Below are 14,958 nucleotides of genomic sequence, written 5' to 3' on the forward strand. Positions count from 1 at the left end.
ATGGCTGATATATCAACACCCAACCTCGACTATAACGATATGCTGGAGGCGTGGGATATTAACGACGCACTGATGGGCGGTACGCTTGAAATGCGCAGGCAGGGGGAAAATTATCTCCCAAAATGGCCTAACGAAGATGAAGACGCTTATAAAAAACGCCTGTCTGTGGCTACGCTACTTCCTGTGTATGAAGAAAGCATCAAGCAAAATATTGGGCGCATATTTGCAGAGCCGACAGTATTGAGTGAGGAAACGCCGGCAAAAATCAGAGAATATGCAGAAAATATCGACATGGAGGGAAGCCGACTGGATGTGTGGGCGCAGCAATTTTTCAGCCTCGCATTTCAGTATGGTGTGGCACATGCGCTGGTGGACTATCCACGAACGGATATGAAAGAGATTCGGACAAAAGCCGATGAAAACGCGGCCGGTAGTCGTCCGTACGTTACGATGCTGAATCCACGCCAGGTTATTGGATGGAAATCGAAAGTTGAAAAAGGGAAAGTTGTTCTCACTGATTTGCGTATAAAAGAGGTCATCATTATTGATGGTGATGATTTCGGGCAGAAGAAGGTGGAGCAGATCCGCCATATTATGCCCCGTCGAGTTGAAATTTATCGACGTAGCGAAGGCACTAATGGCGAATCTGTCTGGACGCTTCATGAGTTATGGAATACCAGCCGTGATGATATTCCTCTGGTAACACTGTACACGAAGAAAACAGGATTTATGCGTGGTACACCGCCATTGCTTAATCTTGGCTTGCTGAATATCAAGCACTGGCAAAGCCAGAGCGAGCAGGACAATATTCTTCATGTTGCCCGCGTTCCATTGCTGGTGGCCTACGGGCTGGACAGGAATGAAGAACTGACGGTTGGTGCATCCACCGCTACGATTTTTGAGGACAGAACAAAAAATGGCCTCGAATATGTTGAACATAGTGGCGCAGCGATAGAATCTGGCGAAACATCACTTGAGAAGCTGGAAAATCAGATGCGTCATGCCGGCGCTAAACTTCTGCGTGCTGAAAATACATCCACCAAATCTGTTGATCAGACTAATGAAGAGCGAATGCAGGAAAACTCGCCGCTTTATACAATGGCGAACTCCCTCGAAGATGCCCTCGATAATATTCTCCAGATAATGGCGGAATGGATCGGAGAGAGTTGCGGTGGCAATGTGGATGTGCGCACTGAACTGGATGTATCTGCCCAGGTGTTTGACTCATCCTCCGCGCTGGCTGTTCAGTCATTGCGTCAGGGCGGTGATATACGTCAGATTGATGCGATTCGGGTGTTGCAGGCGTTGAAATTTATCGATCAGGATTCCCGTCCAGAGGAAGTGATCGATGAATTAAAAAATCAGAGTGTAATGCTGATGGAAATCAATGATGCAAACCGTGAATGAACGGCTGCGTGATGAATCAATTGCTCATGCAGTCTGGATATCCCGCTATAGCACTGGCGTGGCTGCCAGAATGGTGAAAATACTGAATGACAGCGATGCGGAACTTACTGCTCGCCTGCTGATAGCACTGGACAGCCTCGATCCAGGTAGTTTTACCGTTAAGCGCCTGGAGTCACTTCTGGCGAGCGTCAGAGAGGTTAACCGCACTGCTATTAACAGCATGTTTACCAGTCTCTCCGGAGAGCTGAACGAGCTGGCAATTTATGAGGCTGGTTATCAGTTAAGTCTGTTTGATTCTATGCTACCTGATTTTGTTGCTGATGTTCACCCTCTGGTTGGTATCTCTCCTGATGCACTTTATGCCGCTGCAATGGCGCGACCATTTCAGGGACGACTGCTCAGTGAGTGGGCCTCAGATCTTGAGGCGGATCGGCTCAGACGCATAACAAATACAGTGCGTCAGGGTTTTTTGCTGGGGGATACCAATGAGCAGATCGCAAGAAAAATTCGGGGACATGTCAGTAAGGGATTTCAGGATGGTGCATTGCAGATGAGCCGGGCTAATGCGGCCAGCATTGCAAAAACAGCGGTTGGACATCTTGCTGCTACTGCCCGTGAGAGTTTTGCCAGCGCGAATAATGATTTGATTAAGGGTAAGCAATGGTTATCAACGCTTGATAATCGTACTACGCCACAATGTCGAATCAGGGATCGCCTCAAATATACGCTGAATAATAAACCTGTAGGTCACAGCGTGCCTTATTTGCAGGGGCCGGGAAAAATTCATTTCTGCTGCCGCTCAACGGAAACGTTCATTCTGAAATCAGCGAAGGAACTGGGTATTGATGTTCGCGATATTTCCCCGGCTGAGCGGGCCAGCATGGATGGCGTGGTGGCCGGAGATACAACCTACAGGGAATGGTTTTTGCGTCAGCCTTACACCAGACAAAAACAGATTGTGGGGGAAACCCGAGCAAAGCTGATTCGGGATGGTGGTATGTCGCCAGATGAATTTTACACCGATAAAGGCGAATGGCTGACGCTGAAGCAGCTCCGTGAGCGTGATGCACAGGTATTCAGAAAAGCAGGGATTTAAATAAATCATTTATTACAACAGGCTACCTTCGGGTGGCCTTTTTTATTGCTGCGATCCGGATGGTGAGCAGCGTAACTGTCGGAAGACTTAAACCAGGTACTAATATGAAACTGAAAACGGTCGAGATTAACGGAAAACAATACGCAGAAATTGATACTGCTGGCCTGCCAGTTTATGTGCACGACGATGGTAAAGAAATTGGCTTCGATGCACCGCTGGCGACAAAAAAAATTACAGAGCTTAATAGCGAGGCAAAAAATCATCGCCTGGCTAAAGAAGCTGCAGAGGAAAAACTGGCTAAGTTTGCCGCTATCGAAGACCCGAAGAAGGCGATCGAGGCACTGGAAATGCTGTCAAAAATCGACCAGAAAAAGCTGCTCGATGCGGGACAGGTTGACCAGGTTAAGGCAGAAATTACGAAAAATTTTCAGCAGCAATTAGATGAAGAAAAGCAACGCTCTCAGATGCTGGAGAAGCAGCTTTACGATTCTATGATTGGCGGTAGTTTTGCGGGTTCAAAATATATTGCCGATAAAATTGCGATCCCGGCAGATTTATTACAATCACGCTTCGGGCAGGCATTCAAAGTGGAAGAAGGGAGGATCGTTGCTTATGACGCTTCCGGCAACAAAATTTATTCCCGCGCGAAGCCTGGCGAACTGGCGCAGTTTGATGAGGCGCTGGAGTTCCTTGTCGAAAATTACCCTCAGAAAGACTACATCCTGAAAGCCAGTGGCAACAATGGCGGCGGCTCCCGTCCGACACAGCATGATATTGGTCAGAAAACGATGAAACGCTCTGCTTTTGATGCACTGGATGTTGCAGGTAAGCAAAACGCATTGAAAGACGGTATCACAATCGTTGATTAACACATTTGTCAGCTTCCGGATGGGAGCTGGTGTCAGGGCTGGATAGCTCATTACTCCATCTATTCACAATTACGCAAATTTTTAAGGAATATTTAATTATGGCTGGAAATACCCTGACCGGGTTGATCCCGACTATTTATACCGCCCTGGATGTTGTATCCCGTGAGCAGGTAGGTTTTATCCCTGCGGTAGCAAAAAACGCAAAAGCTGACGCCGCAGCAAAAGATCAGACGGTAACCGCGCCAGTTGCGCCTGAGGCGAAAACCGAAGATATCGTACCGGGGCCGTCAGCTCCGAATACCGGTGATCAAAATATTGGCACTGTTGATGTAAAAATTACTAAATCCAAAATGGCACCGGTTAAATGGAATGGTGAAGAACAACTGGCTCTTGGTCCTTCAGGGACTTACAACACCATTCTGGCTGATCAGTTCAAGCAGGCTTTTCGCGCCCTTGCAAACGAGGTTGAGGCTGATCTTGGTGCGTTGTATTTCGGTGCTTCCCGCGCCGTGGGAACCGCAGGGACAACGCCGTTTGGTGTTAAAGATGATCTTTCTGATGCTGCTCTGGCTCGTCAGGTTCTGGAGGATAACGGCGCACCGACAACCGATCTGCAGATGGTGCTTGGCTCCACTGCCATTGCTAATTTGCGCGGAAAACAGTCTGTATTGTTTAAAGTGAATGAATCCGGCACTGAACAGCTACTGCGTGAGGGCGTGTTGGGGCGTCTGGAGGGATTCAATATTCACAGTTCGGCAGGTGTGAAACGAGCGCCAAAGGTTGCTGCAACTGGTTATCTCGTGAATGGAGAGAAAAAAGAAGGCGATGTTCTTATTTCCATTGATACTGGTTCGGGGAGTATTTCTGCAGGTCAGATTGTTACGTTCGCTGGTGATCCGAATCAGTATGTTGTGGCAGCAGCGACCAGCAATCTGATTACTCTTGCAGCGCCCGGACTGCGTCAGGATCTGGCCGATGATACTGCCATCACAGTTGTTGGGGCCTTTACTGCAAATATGGCGTTTGATCGCAACGCGTTTCTGCTGGCATCCCGTACTCCGGCAATGCCGGAAGGTGGCGATAATGCTGATGATGTAATGAATGTTACGGACCCGATTTCAGGGATTACGTTCCAGATTGCACTGTATCGTCAGTATCGCCAGGTGCGCTATGAAGTTGGACTGGCATGGGGTGTTTCATCAGTGAAGCCGGCACATGGTTGTCTGATTCTTGGTTAAACATTCAAACGGGGCTTCGGCCCCATTTTTAATGGGGGGCATATGGCCGGATTAACTAAAGAGCAAAGAGCACAGCGTGAAGCCGCACAAAAAACGCAAATTGAGTTAGTGGTTATGGTGACCGATTATCAGATGTTTCCCGGCGCACCAACTATCGCTAATGTTCATCCTGATGAAGTTGACAACTGGAAGGCTATGGGCTGGAAAACTCAGGAGTAACACATGATCACTTACGTGACCTGTGATGACGTTGATAATGCGTTTGGGAACGCCTGGACGAGTGAGAACGCTAAAAATAAAGCTGTTTTAATGGCTAATGCCTGGCTTAATGGCTTCAACCTGAAAATTAACCCATCCCGTATTCCGGAAGAGGTAAAACTTGCGGGAGCATATGCAGCCAGAATTGCCTCATTCGGTAAGTTGTTTCAGCAGAAAAATGATTCTGGCGTTGTTATCAGTAAAGCCGTGTCGGCTGACGGGGTCAGTGTATCGAAATCATTTTCTGAGTTGCCAGCAAACAGCACTGCATTGCTTGAACCCGATTTACAGCTTGCGATAGCACTGCTGAAACCGTACGGACTTAGTCGCTCACAAGTCAGGGTTGTGAGGGGGGGATAATGGGGCTTCGTGAAGAGATTCAGTCAGAGGTTGCCGCTGCTTTTGATGAGGATTTAGCGGACGCCGTGAGTGATTTTTCTGGTTCTTACGTTACGCACCGGCACTGGGATCCTGTGACGGAAACTGGCGGCGAATCCACCGCAATCTATACCGGGCGAGGCGTGTTGACACGTTATAAGCTGGGCAGAATTGATGGGATTAATATTTTGCATGGTGACCTTAAATTAACCGCTCTGGTATGCGAGATTACGGATAAACCAGCTGTCGACCATATTATTGAGATTTATGATCCTGTATCAAGGCAGTTACAACGATACGAGGTAATTACAGCAAGTTTAGATCCTTCCGCATCAGTTTACTCTATCCAGTTAAGGAGAGCGTAAATGGCAAAGGCATGGGATATAGAACCGTCAATATTTGCCGGGATGATTGAGGAAGATGTAGGGCTGAAGATTCGCTACATCGCTATGCAGATTCTTACTGCTATTGATATTGCTGCTCCGGTTGATACCGGACGTTTCAGAAATAACAACCTGGTGTCGTTACAGCATCCCGATTTTGGTATATCTGATAACGTGGATCCGAACGGTACGATTGCTGTTCAGCGTGGGATCGGGGTTATTTCGAAAGCTGCAAATTACGGGGTTATTTATATCCAGAATAACCTTCCTTATGCAGAGGCTCTTGAAAACGGTCATTCACAACAAGCGCCAACTGGCGTGTATGCCAACGCTTTTTATGGTGTTTTACAGGCTTACAAATGAAGTTTACTGAAATCAGAAATACGGTTATTTCCAGAATGACGGCACAGACGATTATTGATGGAAAAGACGTATTGTATCCGAACGGGCCAACGTTCGATCCTTCCGGTAAGTTAATCTGGGCGCGGTTAAGTAATATTCCCGGGCAGGCTGGGGTTAATGAAATTGGCGCGGGGCCGGTTGTTTATCGCACGGGGATAATCATTATTCAGTTATTTGTCCCCGCAGGTTCTGGTTCAAAACTCATTACTGAGACAGCCGATAAATTGCGGGAACTGTTTGAGTTTCAGGATGACGATCGTCTCAGTTACCAGGCTGTTTCCTCAATAGCCGTCGGCGAAAAGAATGGCTGGTTCCAGCTTAATCTTCAAATTCCATATCGCGCGCTCTAGCGCAATTAATGACATAGGAGGCTTCTGTGAGTTCAGGTGCAAAGGTTATCTCGGCATTTATCCGGGAGACAGTTGCAGGCACTACGCCAGCAAGTGGTGACTGGAGTTTATTAAAACGCACAAGCTGGGGAGTAAAACCCACCCAGAATAAAGGCGAAAATAATGAGATTGGTGGCTCCCGGATGGCTCAGGGGGCGACGCCTGGCACTGTGGATGTCGGCGGTGATGTTGGTACCAAATTTCGCTGGGGTCAACATGATGATTTTCTTGCATCCTGTTTCGGCGCGGAATGGTCAGGCGATTCTCTGACAATGGGGAATGAGCGAATAACATTTTCTCTGGCGACCTATGCGTCCGATGTCGGAATTGCCTCTGTCGTCAGAGGAGCGCAGGTTGGCTCATGGAAAATGCAGATCCCTAACGACGGCGATATTACAGCGACCGTAACCTTTGCCGGGCTGGGCTGGGAAACAAAGGCCGATGATACGAATTTTATCAAAGGCAAACCTGTGGATAGTGCAGGAAAGTTACGCTATTCGTTTAAGGAGGTTTCAGCAGTAAGCCTGAATGGTGTTGCCGGAGGTAACGGTTTTTGTATCGACAGTTTTGATATTCAGTTCGATAACAAACTCCAGACACAGCGTTGTATCGGGACTGGCTCGCCTTATGCAGGAGCAAATATTCCGACTACTTTTACACCGTCCGGTACGGTGACGCTTTCATGGTCTAAAGCCGCGTGGGAAATCTGGAGTAAAACACTGACTGGAGAAACAGTTCCGTTCAGCTTCACGCTTTCGAATGGAGAGGGGGCATACACTTTCAGTTTCCCGAAGGTTCAGGTGTCAGGTGAATGGCCTGATGGGGGTAATACTGACATTATCCAGGTTCAATTGAGCATTACCGCAGCAGATGAAGCACCTACGATAACCAGAAAAAAATGCTCCCCGACTGCCGTGATCGCAAAAGCCAGTGCTGATGCGATTAGTTGATTTTCCGTTATTCCCCCTGTGGTACTGCACTACAGGGGGACGCATTGAATGAGGTTATGGATGTTTATTCTTAATCAGAAAATTATCATCGGTGGAGAACGCTGGTTTACGCCAATGAAGGACTTAAAACCTGTAGACGGGTTAAAACTGTTGGTGGCAAGCAGCGATAACGATCAGTATCGCTCCCGTAATGCATTAATCCGTCGTCACATTGAGAAAATGGATGCCAGTTTGCACGTCGGAACGAAGGAGTTTGATATTTCAAAGGTTTCCGAGGTAGATTCTGTTGATGATTTACTCATTGATAATGCTGCTCGTTATCTGCTGAAAGACTGGAAAGGGGTTGGTGAACTGGTTAATGGTGCTGAGGTTGCACTGGAATATACGCCAGAACGAGGGATCGCGCTGCTTAAGCAGAATCCAGAGTTGTACTGGCAGATCCTTGCAGAAGCAGCCAGCATCGCCCAGGGTAAAGAGCAGCAGAAGCAGGATACGATAAAAAAGCCATAGCCGCCCAGCGGTGGTTATCGGAGTTCGGGGGAGAAAGGGGGGAAAAGGCAAGATGGAAGCGAGAAAAACTCAGGTTGCCACCGATACCGGAACCAGAAATAGACCCGGTGCTTAAGGAATTGTTGTACGCCTATTCGGTAATATCCCGTGCCCGACGTTATGCTGGAATGACCGGGGTGCCTTTGCCTTTATCTCTGACAGAGATAAATGAATATTTAGCCACTCATCCGGTATTGATTGAGCGCGATGAGTTTGAAGCAGTGATCTTTGCACTGGATGACCAGTATTTTCAGGATCAGTGTGTGTAGTTGTTAATTACGTACACTCTGTTACAGAGATGTGATGGTGTCTTTAATTAAATCGATGATGCTCCTGGAGAAAAGCATTGCGTGGCCTCGTAATCGCTATATCTACTATTATGTCGCCTGAAACCCACTTCGGTGGGCTTTTTGTTGTCTGGAGTTTTAATAAATGGCAGAGCAAACCTCGCGTCTCGCAATAATTATTGATAGCACTGGAGCAAAAAATAATGCTGACAATCTGACCTCCTCATTAGTCAAAATGACGCAGGCCGGGGAAACTGCTGCAAATAGCGCAGGGAAAGTGACTAAGGCAACAGAAGATGAGAAGAACGCGCTCGCAAAATTAAAAGCAGCTATTGATCCAGTTGGTGCCGCAATTGATACTGTCGGTCGACGCTATTCTGAATTAAAGAAATTTTTCGATAAAGGGCTTATTGATAAAGAAGAATATGAATTTCTTGTCCGTAAACTTAATGAAACCACAGAGGAATTGAGCGGGGTTGCGCAAGCGCAGAGAGAAGCCGAGAAGGCCGGAAAACTTGCTGCCGCCCAGCAGGAAGCGCAGGCTCAGGCCTTTCAAAGAATGCTGGACAAGATCGACCCTCTGGCTGCGGCGCTAAGAAATCTTGAACAACAGCAGGATGAACTTAATGCTGCGTTTGCATCCGGGAAAATAAATGGTTCTCAGTTTGAGAATTATAGCCGAAAAATACAGGAAACACGGCGAGAGCTTACCGGAGAGGCTCAGGCAGAGCGAGAAGCAGCAAAAGCGCATGATGAACAGGTTGCTGCTTTGCAACGTCTGATTGCTCAACTTGACCCTGTCGGAACTGCTTTTAATCGTCTGGTAGAACAACAGAAACAGCTCAATGAAGCAAAAGCTAAGGGGATGCTCTCTCCTGAAATGTATGAGGAACTTTCTGGAAAACTTCGTGCTATGCGGAGTGAGCTTGAGGTTACTCAATCTCAATTAAGCAAAACCGGAATGTCGGCAAAACAAACGGCTTTTGCTATGCGCATGTTGCCTGCACAAATGACGGATATTGTTGTTGGGTTGTCCACTGGTCAGTCGCCTTTTATGGTGTTAATGCAGCAGGGCGGCCAGCTAAAAGATATGTTCGGTGGGATTGGCCCGGCGATCAAAGGTGTTGGTTCTTATGTGCTGGGATTAATTAATCCTTTTACCCTGGCCGCAGCAGCCGTTGGCGTCTTAGGGCTGGCTTACTATAAAGGCTCTCAGGAGCAGGACGAATTTAATAAATCTCTTATTCTTACCGGAAATCAGTTGGGGACAACCAGCGGGCAATTGGCCGATATAGCTCAACGTGCCGGGAATGCGGCTGATTCGACAACTGGCGCTGCGGCGGCAGTATTAAACCAGCTTGTGCGTTCGGGAAAGGTAGCGAGCAGTTCGCTGGAGCAAGTGACGACAGCGATAGTAAAAACGAGCGAAGTAACAGGAATATCAACCGAACAACTGGTTAATGACTTCAATGAAATTGCAAAGGATCCTGTCAGTGCCATATCAAAACTTAATGATCAGTACCATTTTCTGACAATTGCGACTTATAACCAGATTAAGGCGCTACAGGATGAAGGGAACCAGCAGGAGGCCGCCCGCATTGCGACAGAAGCATACTCATCCTCAATGATCCAGCGCACCAACCAGATTAAAGAAAATCTTGGTTATCTTGAGACTGCATGGAAAGCTGTCGCAGACTCCGCAAAATGGGCATGGGATTCCATGCTGGACATTGGCCGTGAGGCCTCCCTTGATCAAAAAATCTCAGATGTTCTCCGTCAAATTGATGAAATAGAAAAAAATACCCGACCCGGAGTTTTCGGGTTAGGTGGCATTGGAGATGGCGGAGCTCAAAATAAAAGGCTGGCACGATTAAAGCAGCAATTGGGCGTACTTCAAGCAGAAAAAATTGCTCAGGACGTCCTAAATTCATCAATAAACGATTACAACAAGCGACAACAGGAAGGAATTGAACTCAGACAGAGAGCAGATGCCTTTTCAAAACAATATCAGACCCGGGAGCAGCAGAGAGCTAGTGAACTTGCAAAACTGGAAAAGCTAAAGAGTCAGTATTCAAAGGAAGAATATAATAATTTTATCGCTCAAATAAATGAGCGTTATAAAGATCCAAAGCAACCAAAGGCGAAAGGTTATTCGGATGATGCTGCCCAACGAATGATTGATCATCTGAATCAACAGAATGCGTTACTAAGTTCACAAACTGAATTAACCGTTAAATTAAGTTCCTCTGAACAGGAACTGGTTAAGTGGCGTCAGCAGATTGCCGACCTGGAGTCACGACCGTCATCGAAATTAACCCAGGATCAGAAATCGCTTCTCTTACACCGGGAAGAAATAACCGCGTTGATGGAGAAAAATGTTGCGATTGAAAAAAATAACAGGCTAATCAAGGAATCCGCCGAAATAGCTGCATGGCGTGATTTATTGCAGGCTTCGATTGATAATCGTCAACAGGGGTATGATATTCAGATTGCTGGTTATGGGGTTGGCGATAAAAATCAGCAACGCCAGCAGGAATTACTGCGGATTGAACGTGAATATAACAATCAGCGTCTGCAACTTGAACGTGACTATGCAGATAAATCCCGTGGGATGTCAAATCATGTTTTTCAGGAGAAAATGCAGGCTCTGAATGATGCTCTGGAACGAGAAAAAGAAATTGTCAGACAGAAAAACGAGCAGCTCGATATTCAGGCAGGAGACTGGGTTAGTGGTGCCTCCCAGGGATTCAATAACTGGCTGGATGACACTAAGGATATCAGTGAGCAGATAAAATCAACCACGACTCAGATGTTTGATGGAATGACCGATGCGCTGGGTGATTTTGTCACGACAGGCAAGGCAAATTTTCGTTCTTTCGCTACTTCCGTGATTTCGGATCTTAGTCGAATAGCATTAAAGGCTTCAATTACTGGGATTTTCGACAGCATTAGTAACAGTTCTTCGGGGGGGATTTTAGGAACTATCGGGAGTGCTATTAGTAAATTTATTCCGAATGCAAAGGGCGGTGTTTATGAGTCTCCGTCATTGAACACGTATTCGAACGGTATTTATGATTCCCCGCAATTTTTTGCTTTTGCAAAAGGGGCTGGTGTTTTTGGTGAGGCTGGTCCGGAAGCCATTATGCCATTAACACGAACATCCGATGGTTCTCTTGGTGTCAGAGCTATTAATAGTAAAAGTGGTAATGGAGGCGGAGATATTACCTATGCCCCTGTATACCAAATCACTATTCAAAATGACGGCCAGAATGGAGAGATTGGCCCTCAGGCAATAAAAGCACTTATGGGGATGGTTGATCAGCGGGTGCAGGGCAATCTGTTAAATATGCGACGTGATGGGGGAATGTTAAGTGGCTAATACGGAAGAATTTCACTGGTTACCAGAGGATGGAATGAAAACAGAAAATAAACCATCGATAAAAACTGTAAGATTTGGCGATGGTTATGAGCAACGAAGTCCAAATGGACTTAATCATTCTCTGCGCGTTTTCACCTGTGATTTCAAAGTTGAGGCGAATGAACGTGATTCATTTGAAAAATTTTTAGCCCGGCATGAAGGCTATAAATCTTTTTTTTGGCGCCCGCCTGGTATTAACAGAAAAATCAGAGTGGTGTGTCGAACGTGGTCAGCGACAGAACATATCACCTATACCGATTTTTCGTGTCAGTTTGACGAAGTGGTGATCTGATGCAGGACATACAACAGGAAACGCTGAATGAATGCATTCGTGCGGAGCAGTCGGCCAGCGTGGTGCTCTGGGAAATCGACCTGACCGAGGTAGGCGGGGATCGCTACTTTTTCTGCAATGAGCAGAACGAGAAAGGAGAGTCTGTCACCTGGCAGAGTCGGCAGTATCAGGCCTATCCCATTCAGGGGAGTGGATTTGAGATGAACGGCAAAGGTGCCAGTGCAAGGCCAACGCTGAAAGTCTCTAATCTGCACGGCATGGTCACCGGGATGGCGGAAGACCTGCAGAGTCTGGTCGGCGGAACGGTGGTCAGGCGTAAGGTTTACGCCCGTTTTCTGGATGCGGTGAACTTCGTCAACGGAAACAGTGACGCCGATCCGGAGCAGGAGGTGATCAGCCGCTGGCGTATTGAGCAGTGCAGCGAACTGAGCGCGGTCAGTGCCTCCTTTGTACTGTCCACGCCGACGGAAACGGACGGCGCTGTTTTTCCGGGGCGCATCATGCTTGCTAATACCTGCACCTGGACCTATCGCGGTGATGAGTGCGGTTATAACGGTCCGGCTGTCGCTGATGAATATGACCAGCCGACGTCCGATATCACGAAGGATAAATGCAGCAAATGCCTGAGTGGCTGTAAGTTTCGCAATAACGTCGGCAACTTTGGCGGCTTCCTTTCCATTAACAAACTTTCGCAGTAAATCCCATGACAGAGACAGAATCAGCGATTCTGGCGCACGCCCGGCGATGTGCGCCAGCGGAGTCGTGCGGCTTCGTGGTGAGAACGCCGGAGGGAGACAGATATCTTCCCTGCGTGAATATCTCCGGTGAGCCGGAGGCATATTTCCGGATGTCGCCGGAGGACTGGCTGAGTGCAGAAATGCAGGGAGAGATTGTGGCGCTGATCCACAGCCACCCCGGTGGTCTGCCCTGGCTGAGTGAGGCCGACCGGCGGCTGCAGGTACAGAGTGATTTGCCGTGGTGGCTGGTCTGCCGGGGGGCGATTCATAAATTCCGCTGTGTGCCGCATCTCACCGGGCGGCGCTTTGAGCACGGGGTGACGGACTGTTACACGCTGTTCCGGGACGCTTACCATCTGGCGGGAATTGAGATGCCGGATTTTCATCGCGGGGATAACTGGTGGCGTAACGGTCAGAATCTCTATCTGGATAATCTGGAGGCCACAGGGCTGTATCAGGTGCCGTTGTCAGCGGCGCAGCCGGGCGATGTGCTGCTGTGCTGTTTTGGTTCATCGGTGCCGAATCATGCCGCCATTTACTGTGGTGACAGCGAGCTGCTGCACCATATTCCTGAACAACTGAGCAAACGAGAGAGGTACACCGACAAATGGCAGCGACGCACACACTCCCTCTGGCGTCACCGGGCATGGCGCGAATCTGCCTTTACGGGGATTTACAACGATTTGGCTGCCGCATCGACCTGCGTGTGAAAACGGGGGCCGAAGCCATCCGGGCACTGGCCACACAGCTCCCGGCGTTTCGTCAGAAACTGAGCGACGGCTGGTATCAGGTACGCATTGCCGGGCGTGATGCAGGTGAAACTGAATTATCAGCCCGTCTTAATGAACCGCTGGCAAATGGTGCCGTGATCCACATTGTGCCGCGTCTGGCGGGAGCCAAAAGTGGCGGTCTTTTTCAGGCTGTGCTGGGGGCGGCGCTGATTGCGGTGGCATGGTGGAACCCTGCAGGTTGGTTGGGGGCTGCCGCAATTACAGGAATGTATGGTGCGGGGGCCAGTATGGTGCTCGGTGGTGTGGCGCAGATGCTGGCACCGAAAGCCAGAACTCCCCGTACACAGACAACGGATAACGGCAAACAGAACACCTATTTCTCCTCACTGGATAACATGGTTGCCCAGGGCAATGTTCTGCCGGTTCTGTACGGTGAAATGCGCGTGGGGTCACGGGTGATTTCGCAGGAGATCAGCACGGCAGATGAAGGAGATGGTGGTCAGGTTGTGGTGATTGGTCGTTGATGCAGAATGTTTTGTGTGAAACCGCCTCAGGGCGGTTTTGTCGTTTCTGGAGCGTGAGGAATGGGTAAAGGCAGCAGTAAGGGGCATATCCCGCGCGAAGCGAAGGACAACCTGAAATCATCCCAGATGCTGAGCGTGATAGACGCCATCAGTGAAGGGCCGATTGAAGGTCCGGTGGATGGATTAAAAAGCGTGCTGCTGAACAGTACGCCGGTGCTGGACAGTGAGGGGAATACCAATATCTCCGGCGTCACGGTGGTGTTCCGGGCAGGTGAGCAGGAGCAGTCACCGCCGGAGGGATTTGAATCCTCCGGTTCCGAGACGGTGCTGGGTACGGAAGTGAAATATGAAACGCCGATCACCCGGACCATCACGTCGGCAAACATCGACCGTCTGCGCTTTACCTTCGGTGTACAGGCACTGGTGGAAACCACCTCAAAGGGAGACAGGAATCCGTCGGAAGTCCGCCTGCTGGTTCAGATACAGCGTAACGGTGGCTGGGTGACGGAAAAAGACATCACCATTAAGGGCAAAACCACCTCGCAGTATCTGGCCTCGGTGGTGGTGGATAACCTGCCGCCGCGCCCGTTCAATATCCGGATGCGCAGGATGACGCCGGACAGCACCACAGACCAGCTGCAGAACAAAACGCTCTGGTCGTCATACACCGAGATCATCGATGTGAAACAGTGCTACCCGAACACGGCACTGGTCGGCGTACAGGTGGACTCGGAGCAGTTCGGCAGCCAGCAGGTGAGCCGTAATTATCATCTTCGCGGGCGCATTCTGCAGGTGCCGTCGAACTATAACCCGCAGACGCGACAATACAGCGGTATCTGGGACGGAACGTTAAAACCAGCATACAGCAACAACATGGCCTGGTGTCTGTGGGATATGCTGACCCACCCGCGCTACGGCATGGGGAAACGTCTTGGTGCGGCGGATGTGGACAAATGGGCGCTGTATGTCATCGGCCAGTACTGCGATCAGTCAGTGCCGGACGGCTTTGGCGGCACGGAGCCGCGCATCACCTGTAATGCGTACCTGACC

17 protein-coding genes and 1 pseudogene are annotated in these 14,958 nt (G+C 48.9%); all 18 read left to right on the plus strand.

The genetic code is table 11. From position 1 onward, the window contains the following. Nucleotides 1-1,407, plus strand: coding sequence for a DUF4055 domain-containing protein (locus A7098_RS16575; protein ID WP_105281113.1), 1,407 nt, complete (start codon nt 1-3; stop codon nt 1,405-1,407). Further along, nucleotides 1,391-2,503: a phage minor head protein gene (locus A7098_RS16580; protein ID WP_001363932.1), complete on the plus strand. Its 1,113-nt coding sequence runs from the start codon at nt 1,391-1,393 to the stop codon at nt 2,501-2,503. Before A7098_RS16575 ends, A7098_RS16580 begins: the two co-directional genes overlap by 17 nt. A gap of 104 nt (nt 2,504-2,607) precedes the next feature. Continuing rightward, on the plus strand, nt 2,608-3,372 hold the full coding sequence (locus A7098_RS16585) for a DUF6651 domain-containing protein (protein ID WP_001551057.1): 765 nt from the start codon (nt 2,608-2,610) through the stop codon (nt 3,370-3,372). A 98-nt stretch (nt 3,373-3,470) separates the two neighbouring features. Beyond that, nucleotides 3,471-4,610 (plus strand): P22 phage major capsid protein family protein, encoded by a 1,140-nt coding sequence (locus tag A7098_RS16590; RefSeq protein WP_000918487.1) that lies wholly within the window; start codon nt 3,471-3,473, stop codon nt 4,608-4,610. 42 nt (nt 4,611-4,652) lie between these two features. Continuing rightward, the gene (locus A7098_RS23980; RefSeq protein WP_000908084.1) at nt 4,653-4,829 is read left to right on the plus strand and encodes a hypothetical protein; all 177 of its coding nucleotides are present in this window, start codon (nt 4,653-4,655) and stop codon (nt 4,827-4,829) included. Nucleotides 4,830-4,832: 3 nt separating this feature from the next. Then, nucleotides 4,833-5,228 carry a hypothetical protein gene (locus A7098_RS16595; protein WP_000634214.1) on the plus strand — a complete coding sequence of 132 codons (396 nt, stop codon included), beginning with the start codon at nt 4,833-4,835 and terminating at the stop codon, nt 5,226-5,228. Then, on the plus strand, nt 5,228-5,611 hold the full coding sequence (locus A7098_RS16600) for a glutamate 5-kinase (RefSeq protein ID WP_105281114.1): 384 nt from the start codon (nt 5,228-5,230) through the stop codon (nt 5,609-5,611). Before A7098_RS16595 ends, A7098_RS16600 begins: the two co-directional genes overlap by 1 nt. Then, the gene (locus A7098_RS16605) at nt 5,612-5,992 is read left to right on the plus strand and encodes a hypothetical protein (protein WP_001551059.1); all 381 of its coding nucleotides are present in this window, start codon (nt 5,612-5,614) and stop codon (nt 5,990-5,992) included. Further along, on the plus strand, nt 5,989-6,381 hold the full coding sequence (locus A7098_RS16610) for a phage tail terminator-like protein (RefSeq protein WP_000673077.1): 393 nt from the start codon (nt 5,989-5,991) through the stop codon (nt 6,379-6,381). The genes A7098_RS16605 and A7098_RS16610 overlap by 4 nt, the downstream gene beginning before the upstream one ends. A 26-nt stretch (nt 6,382-6,407) precedes the next feature. Further along, a complete protein-coding gene (locus A7098_RS16615) occupies nt 6,408-7,370 on the plus strand; it encodes a phage tail tube protein (protein ID WP_001551060.1) in 963 nt (320 codons plus the stop codon). Between the two features lie 150 nt (nt 7,371-7,520). Continuing rightward, nucleotides 7,521-7,880, plus strand: a complete 360-nt coding sequence (ydaY, locus tag A7098_RS16620) for a protein YdaY (RefSeq protein ID WP_122452218.1) — start codon at nt 7,521-7,523, stop codon at nt 7,878-7,880. Between the two features lie 107 nt (nt 7,881-7,987). Beyond that, nucleotides 7,988-8,188 carry a hypothetical protein gene (locus A7098_RS23770; protein ID WP_032284309.1) on the plus strand — a complete coding sequence of 67 codons (201 nt, stop codon included), beginning with the start codon at nt 7,988-7,990 and terminating at the stop codon, nt 8,186-8,188. 163 nt (nt 8,189-8,351) lie between these two features. Then, nucleotides 8,352-11,585, plus strand: coding sequence for a phage tail tape measure protein (locus A7098_RS16625; RefSeq protein ID WP_016231723.1), 3,234 nt, complete (start codon nt 8,352-8,354; stop codon nt 11,583-11,585). Beyond that, a complete protein-coding gene (locus A7098_RS16630) occupies nt 11,578-11,916 on the plus strand; it encodes a phage tail protein (RefSeq protein ID WP_000024051.1) in 339 nt (112 codons plus the stop codon). Before A7098_RS16625 ends, A7098_RS16630 begins: the two co-directional genes overlap by 8 nt. Continuing rightward, on the plus strand, nt 11,916-12,614 hold the full coding sequence (locus A7098_RS16635; protein WP_105281115.1) for a phage minor tail protein L: 699 nt from the start codon (nt 11,916-11,918) through the stop codon (nt 12,612-12,614). Before A7098_RS16630 ends, A7098_RS16635 begins: the two co-directional genes overlap by 1 nt. Before the next feature lie 5 nt (nt 12,615-12,619). Next, nucleotides 12,620-13,363 carry a C40 family peptidase gene (locus A7098_RS16640; protein WP_105281116.1) on the plus strand — a complete coding sequence of 248 codons (744 nt, stop codon included), beginning with the start codon at nt 12,620-12,622 and terminating at the stop codon, nt 13,361-13,363. Continuing rightward, the gene (locus tag A7098_RS16645; protein ID WP_139512539.1) at nt 13,360-13,908 is read left to right on the plus strand and encodes a tail assembly protein; all 549 of its coding nucleotides are present in this window, start codon (nt 13,360-13,362) and stop codon (nt 13,906-13,908) included. The genes A7098_RS16640 and A7098_RS16645 overlap by 4 nt, the downstream gene beginning before the upstream one ends. Nucleotides 13,909-13,968: 60 nt before the next feature. Next, nucleotides 13,969-14,958, plus strand: a pseudogene (locus A7098_RS16650) (host specificity protein J); the annotation flags it as partial.

Origin of the sequence: Escherichia sp. MOD1-EC7011, from assembly GCF_002965005.1 — a bacterium.
Taxonomy (GTDB): domain Bacteria; phylum Pseudomonadota; class Gammaproteobacteria; order Enterobacterales; family Enterobacteriaceae; genus Escherichia; species Escherichia ruysiae.

Excerpts from the sequence above, each read along its gene's own strand:
- A7098_RS16575 (WP_105281113.1), top strand. The coding sequence starts at position 1 with ATGGCTGATATATCAACACCCAACCTCGACTATAACGATATGCTGGAG.
- A7098_RS16580 (WP_001363932.1), top strand. The coding sequence starts at position 1,391 with ATGCAAACCGTGAATGAACGGCTGCGTGATGAATCAATTGCTCATGCA.
- A7098_RS16585 (WP_001551057.1), top strand. The coding sequence starts at position 2,608 with ATGAAACTGAAAACGGTCGAGATTAACGGAAAACAATACGCAGAAATT.
- A7098_RS16590 (WP_000918487.1), top strand. The coding sequence starts at position 3,471 with ATGGCTGGAAATACCCTGACCGGGTTGATCCCGACTATTTATACCGCC.
- A7098_RS23980 (WP_000908084.1), top strand. The coding sequence starts at position 4,653 with ATGGCCGGATTAACTAAAGAGCAAAGAGCACAGCGTGAAGCCGCACAA.
- A7098_RS16595 (WP_000634214.1), top strand. The coding sequence starts at position 4,833 with ATGATCACTTACGTGACCTGTGATGACGTTGATAATGCGTTTGGGAAC.
- A7098_RS16600 (WP_105281114.1), top strand. The coding sequence starts at position 5,228 with ATGGGGCTTCGTGAAGAGATTCAGTCAGAGGTTGCCGCTGCTTTTGAT.
- A7098_RS16605 (WP_001551059.1), top strand. The coding sequence starts at position 5,612 with ATGGCAAAGGCATGGGATATAGAACCGTCAATATTTGCCGGGATGATT.
- A7098_RS16610 (WP_000673077.1), top strand. The coding sequence starts at position 5,989 with ATGAAGTTTACTGAAATCAGAAATACGGTTATTTCCAGAATGACGGCA.
- A7098_RS16625 (WP_016231723.1), top strand. The coding sequence starts at position 8,352 with ATGGCAGAGCAAACCTCGCGTCTCGCAATAATTATTGATAGCACTGGA.
- A7098_RS16635 (WP_105281115.1), top strand. The coding sequence starts at position 11,916 with ATGCAGGACATACAACAGGAAACGCTGAATGAATGCATTCGTGCGGAG.
- A7098_RS16640 (WP_105281116.1), top strand. The coding sequence starts at position 12,620 with ATGACAGAGACAGAATCAGCGATTCTGGCGCACGCCCGGCGATGTGCG.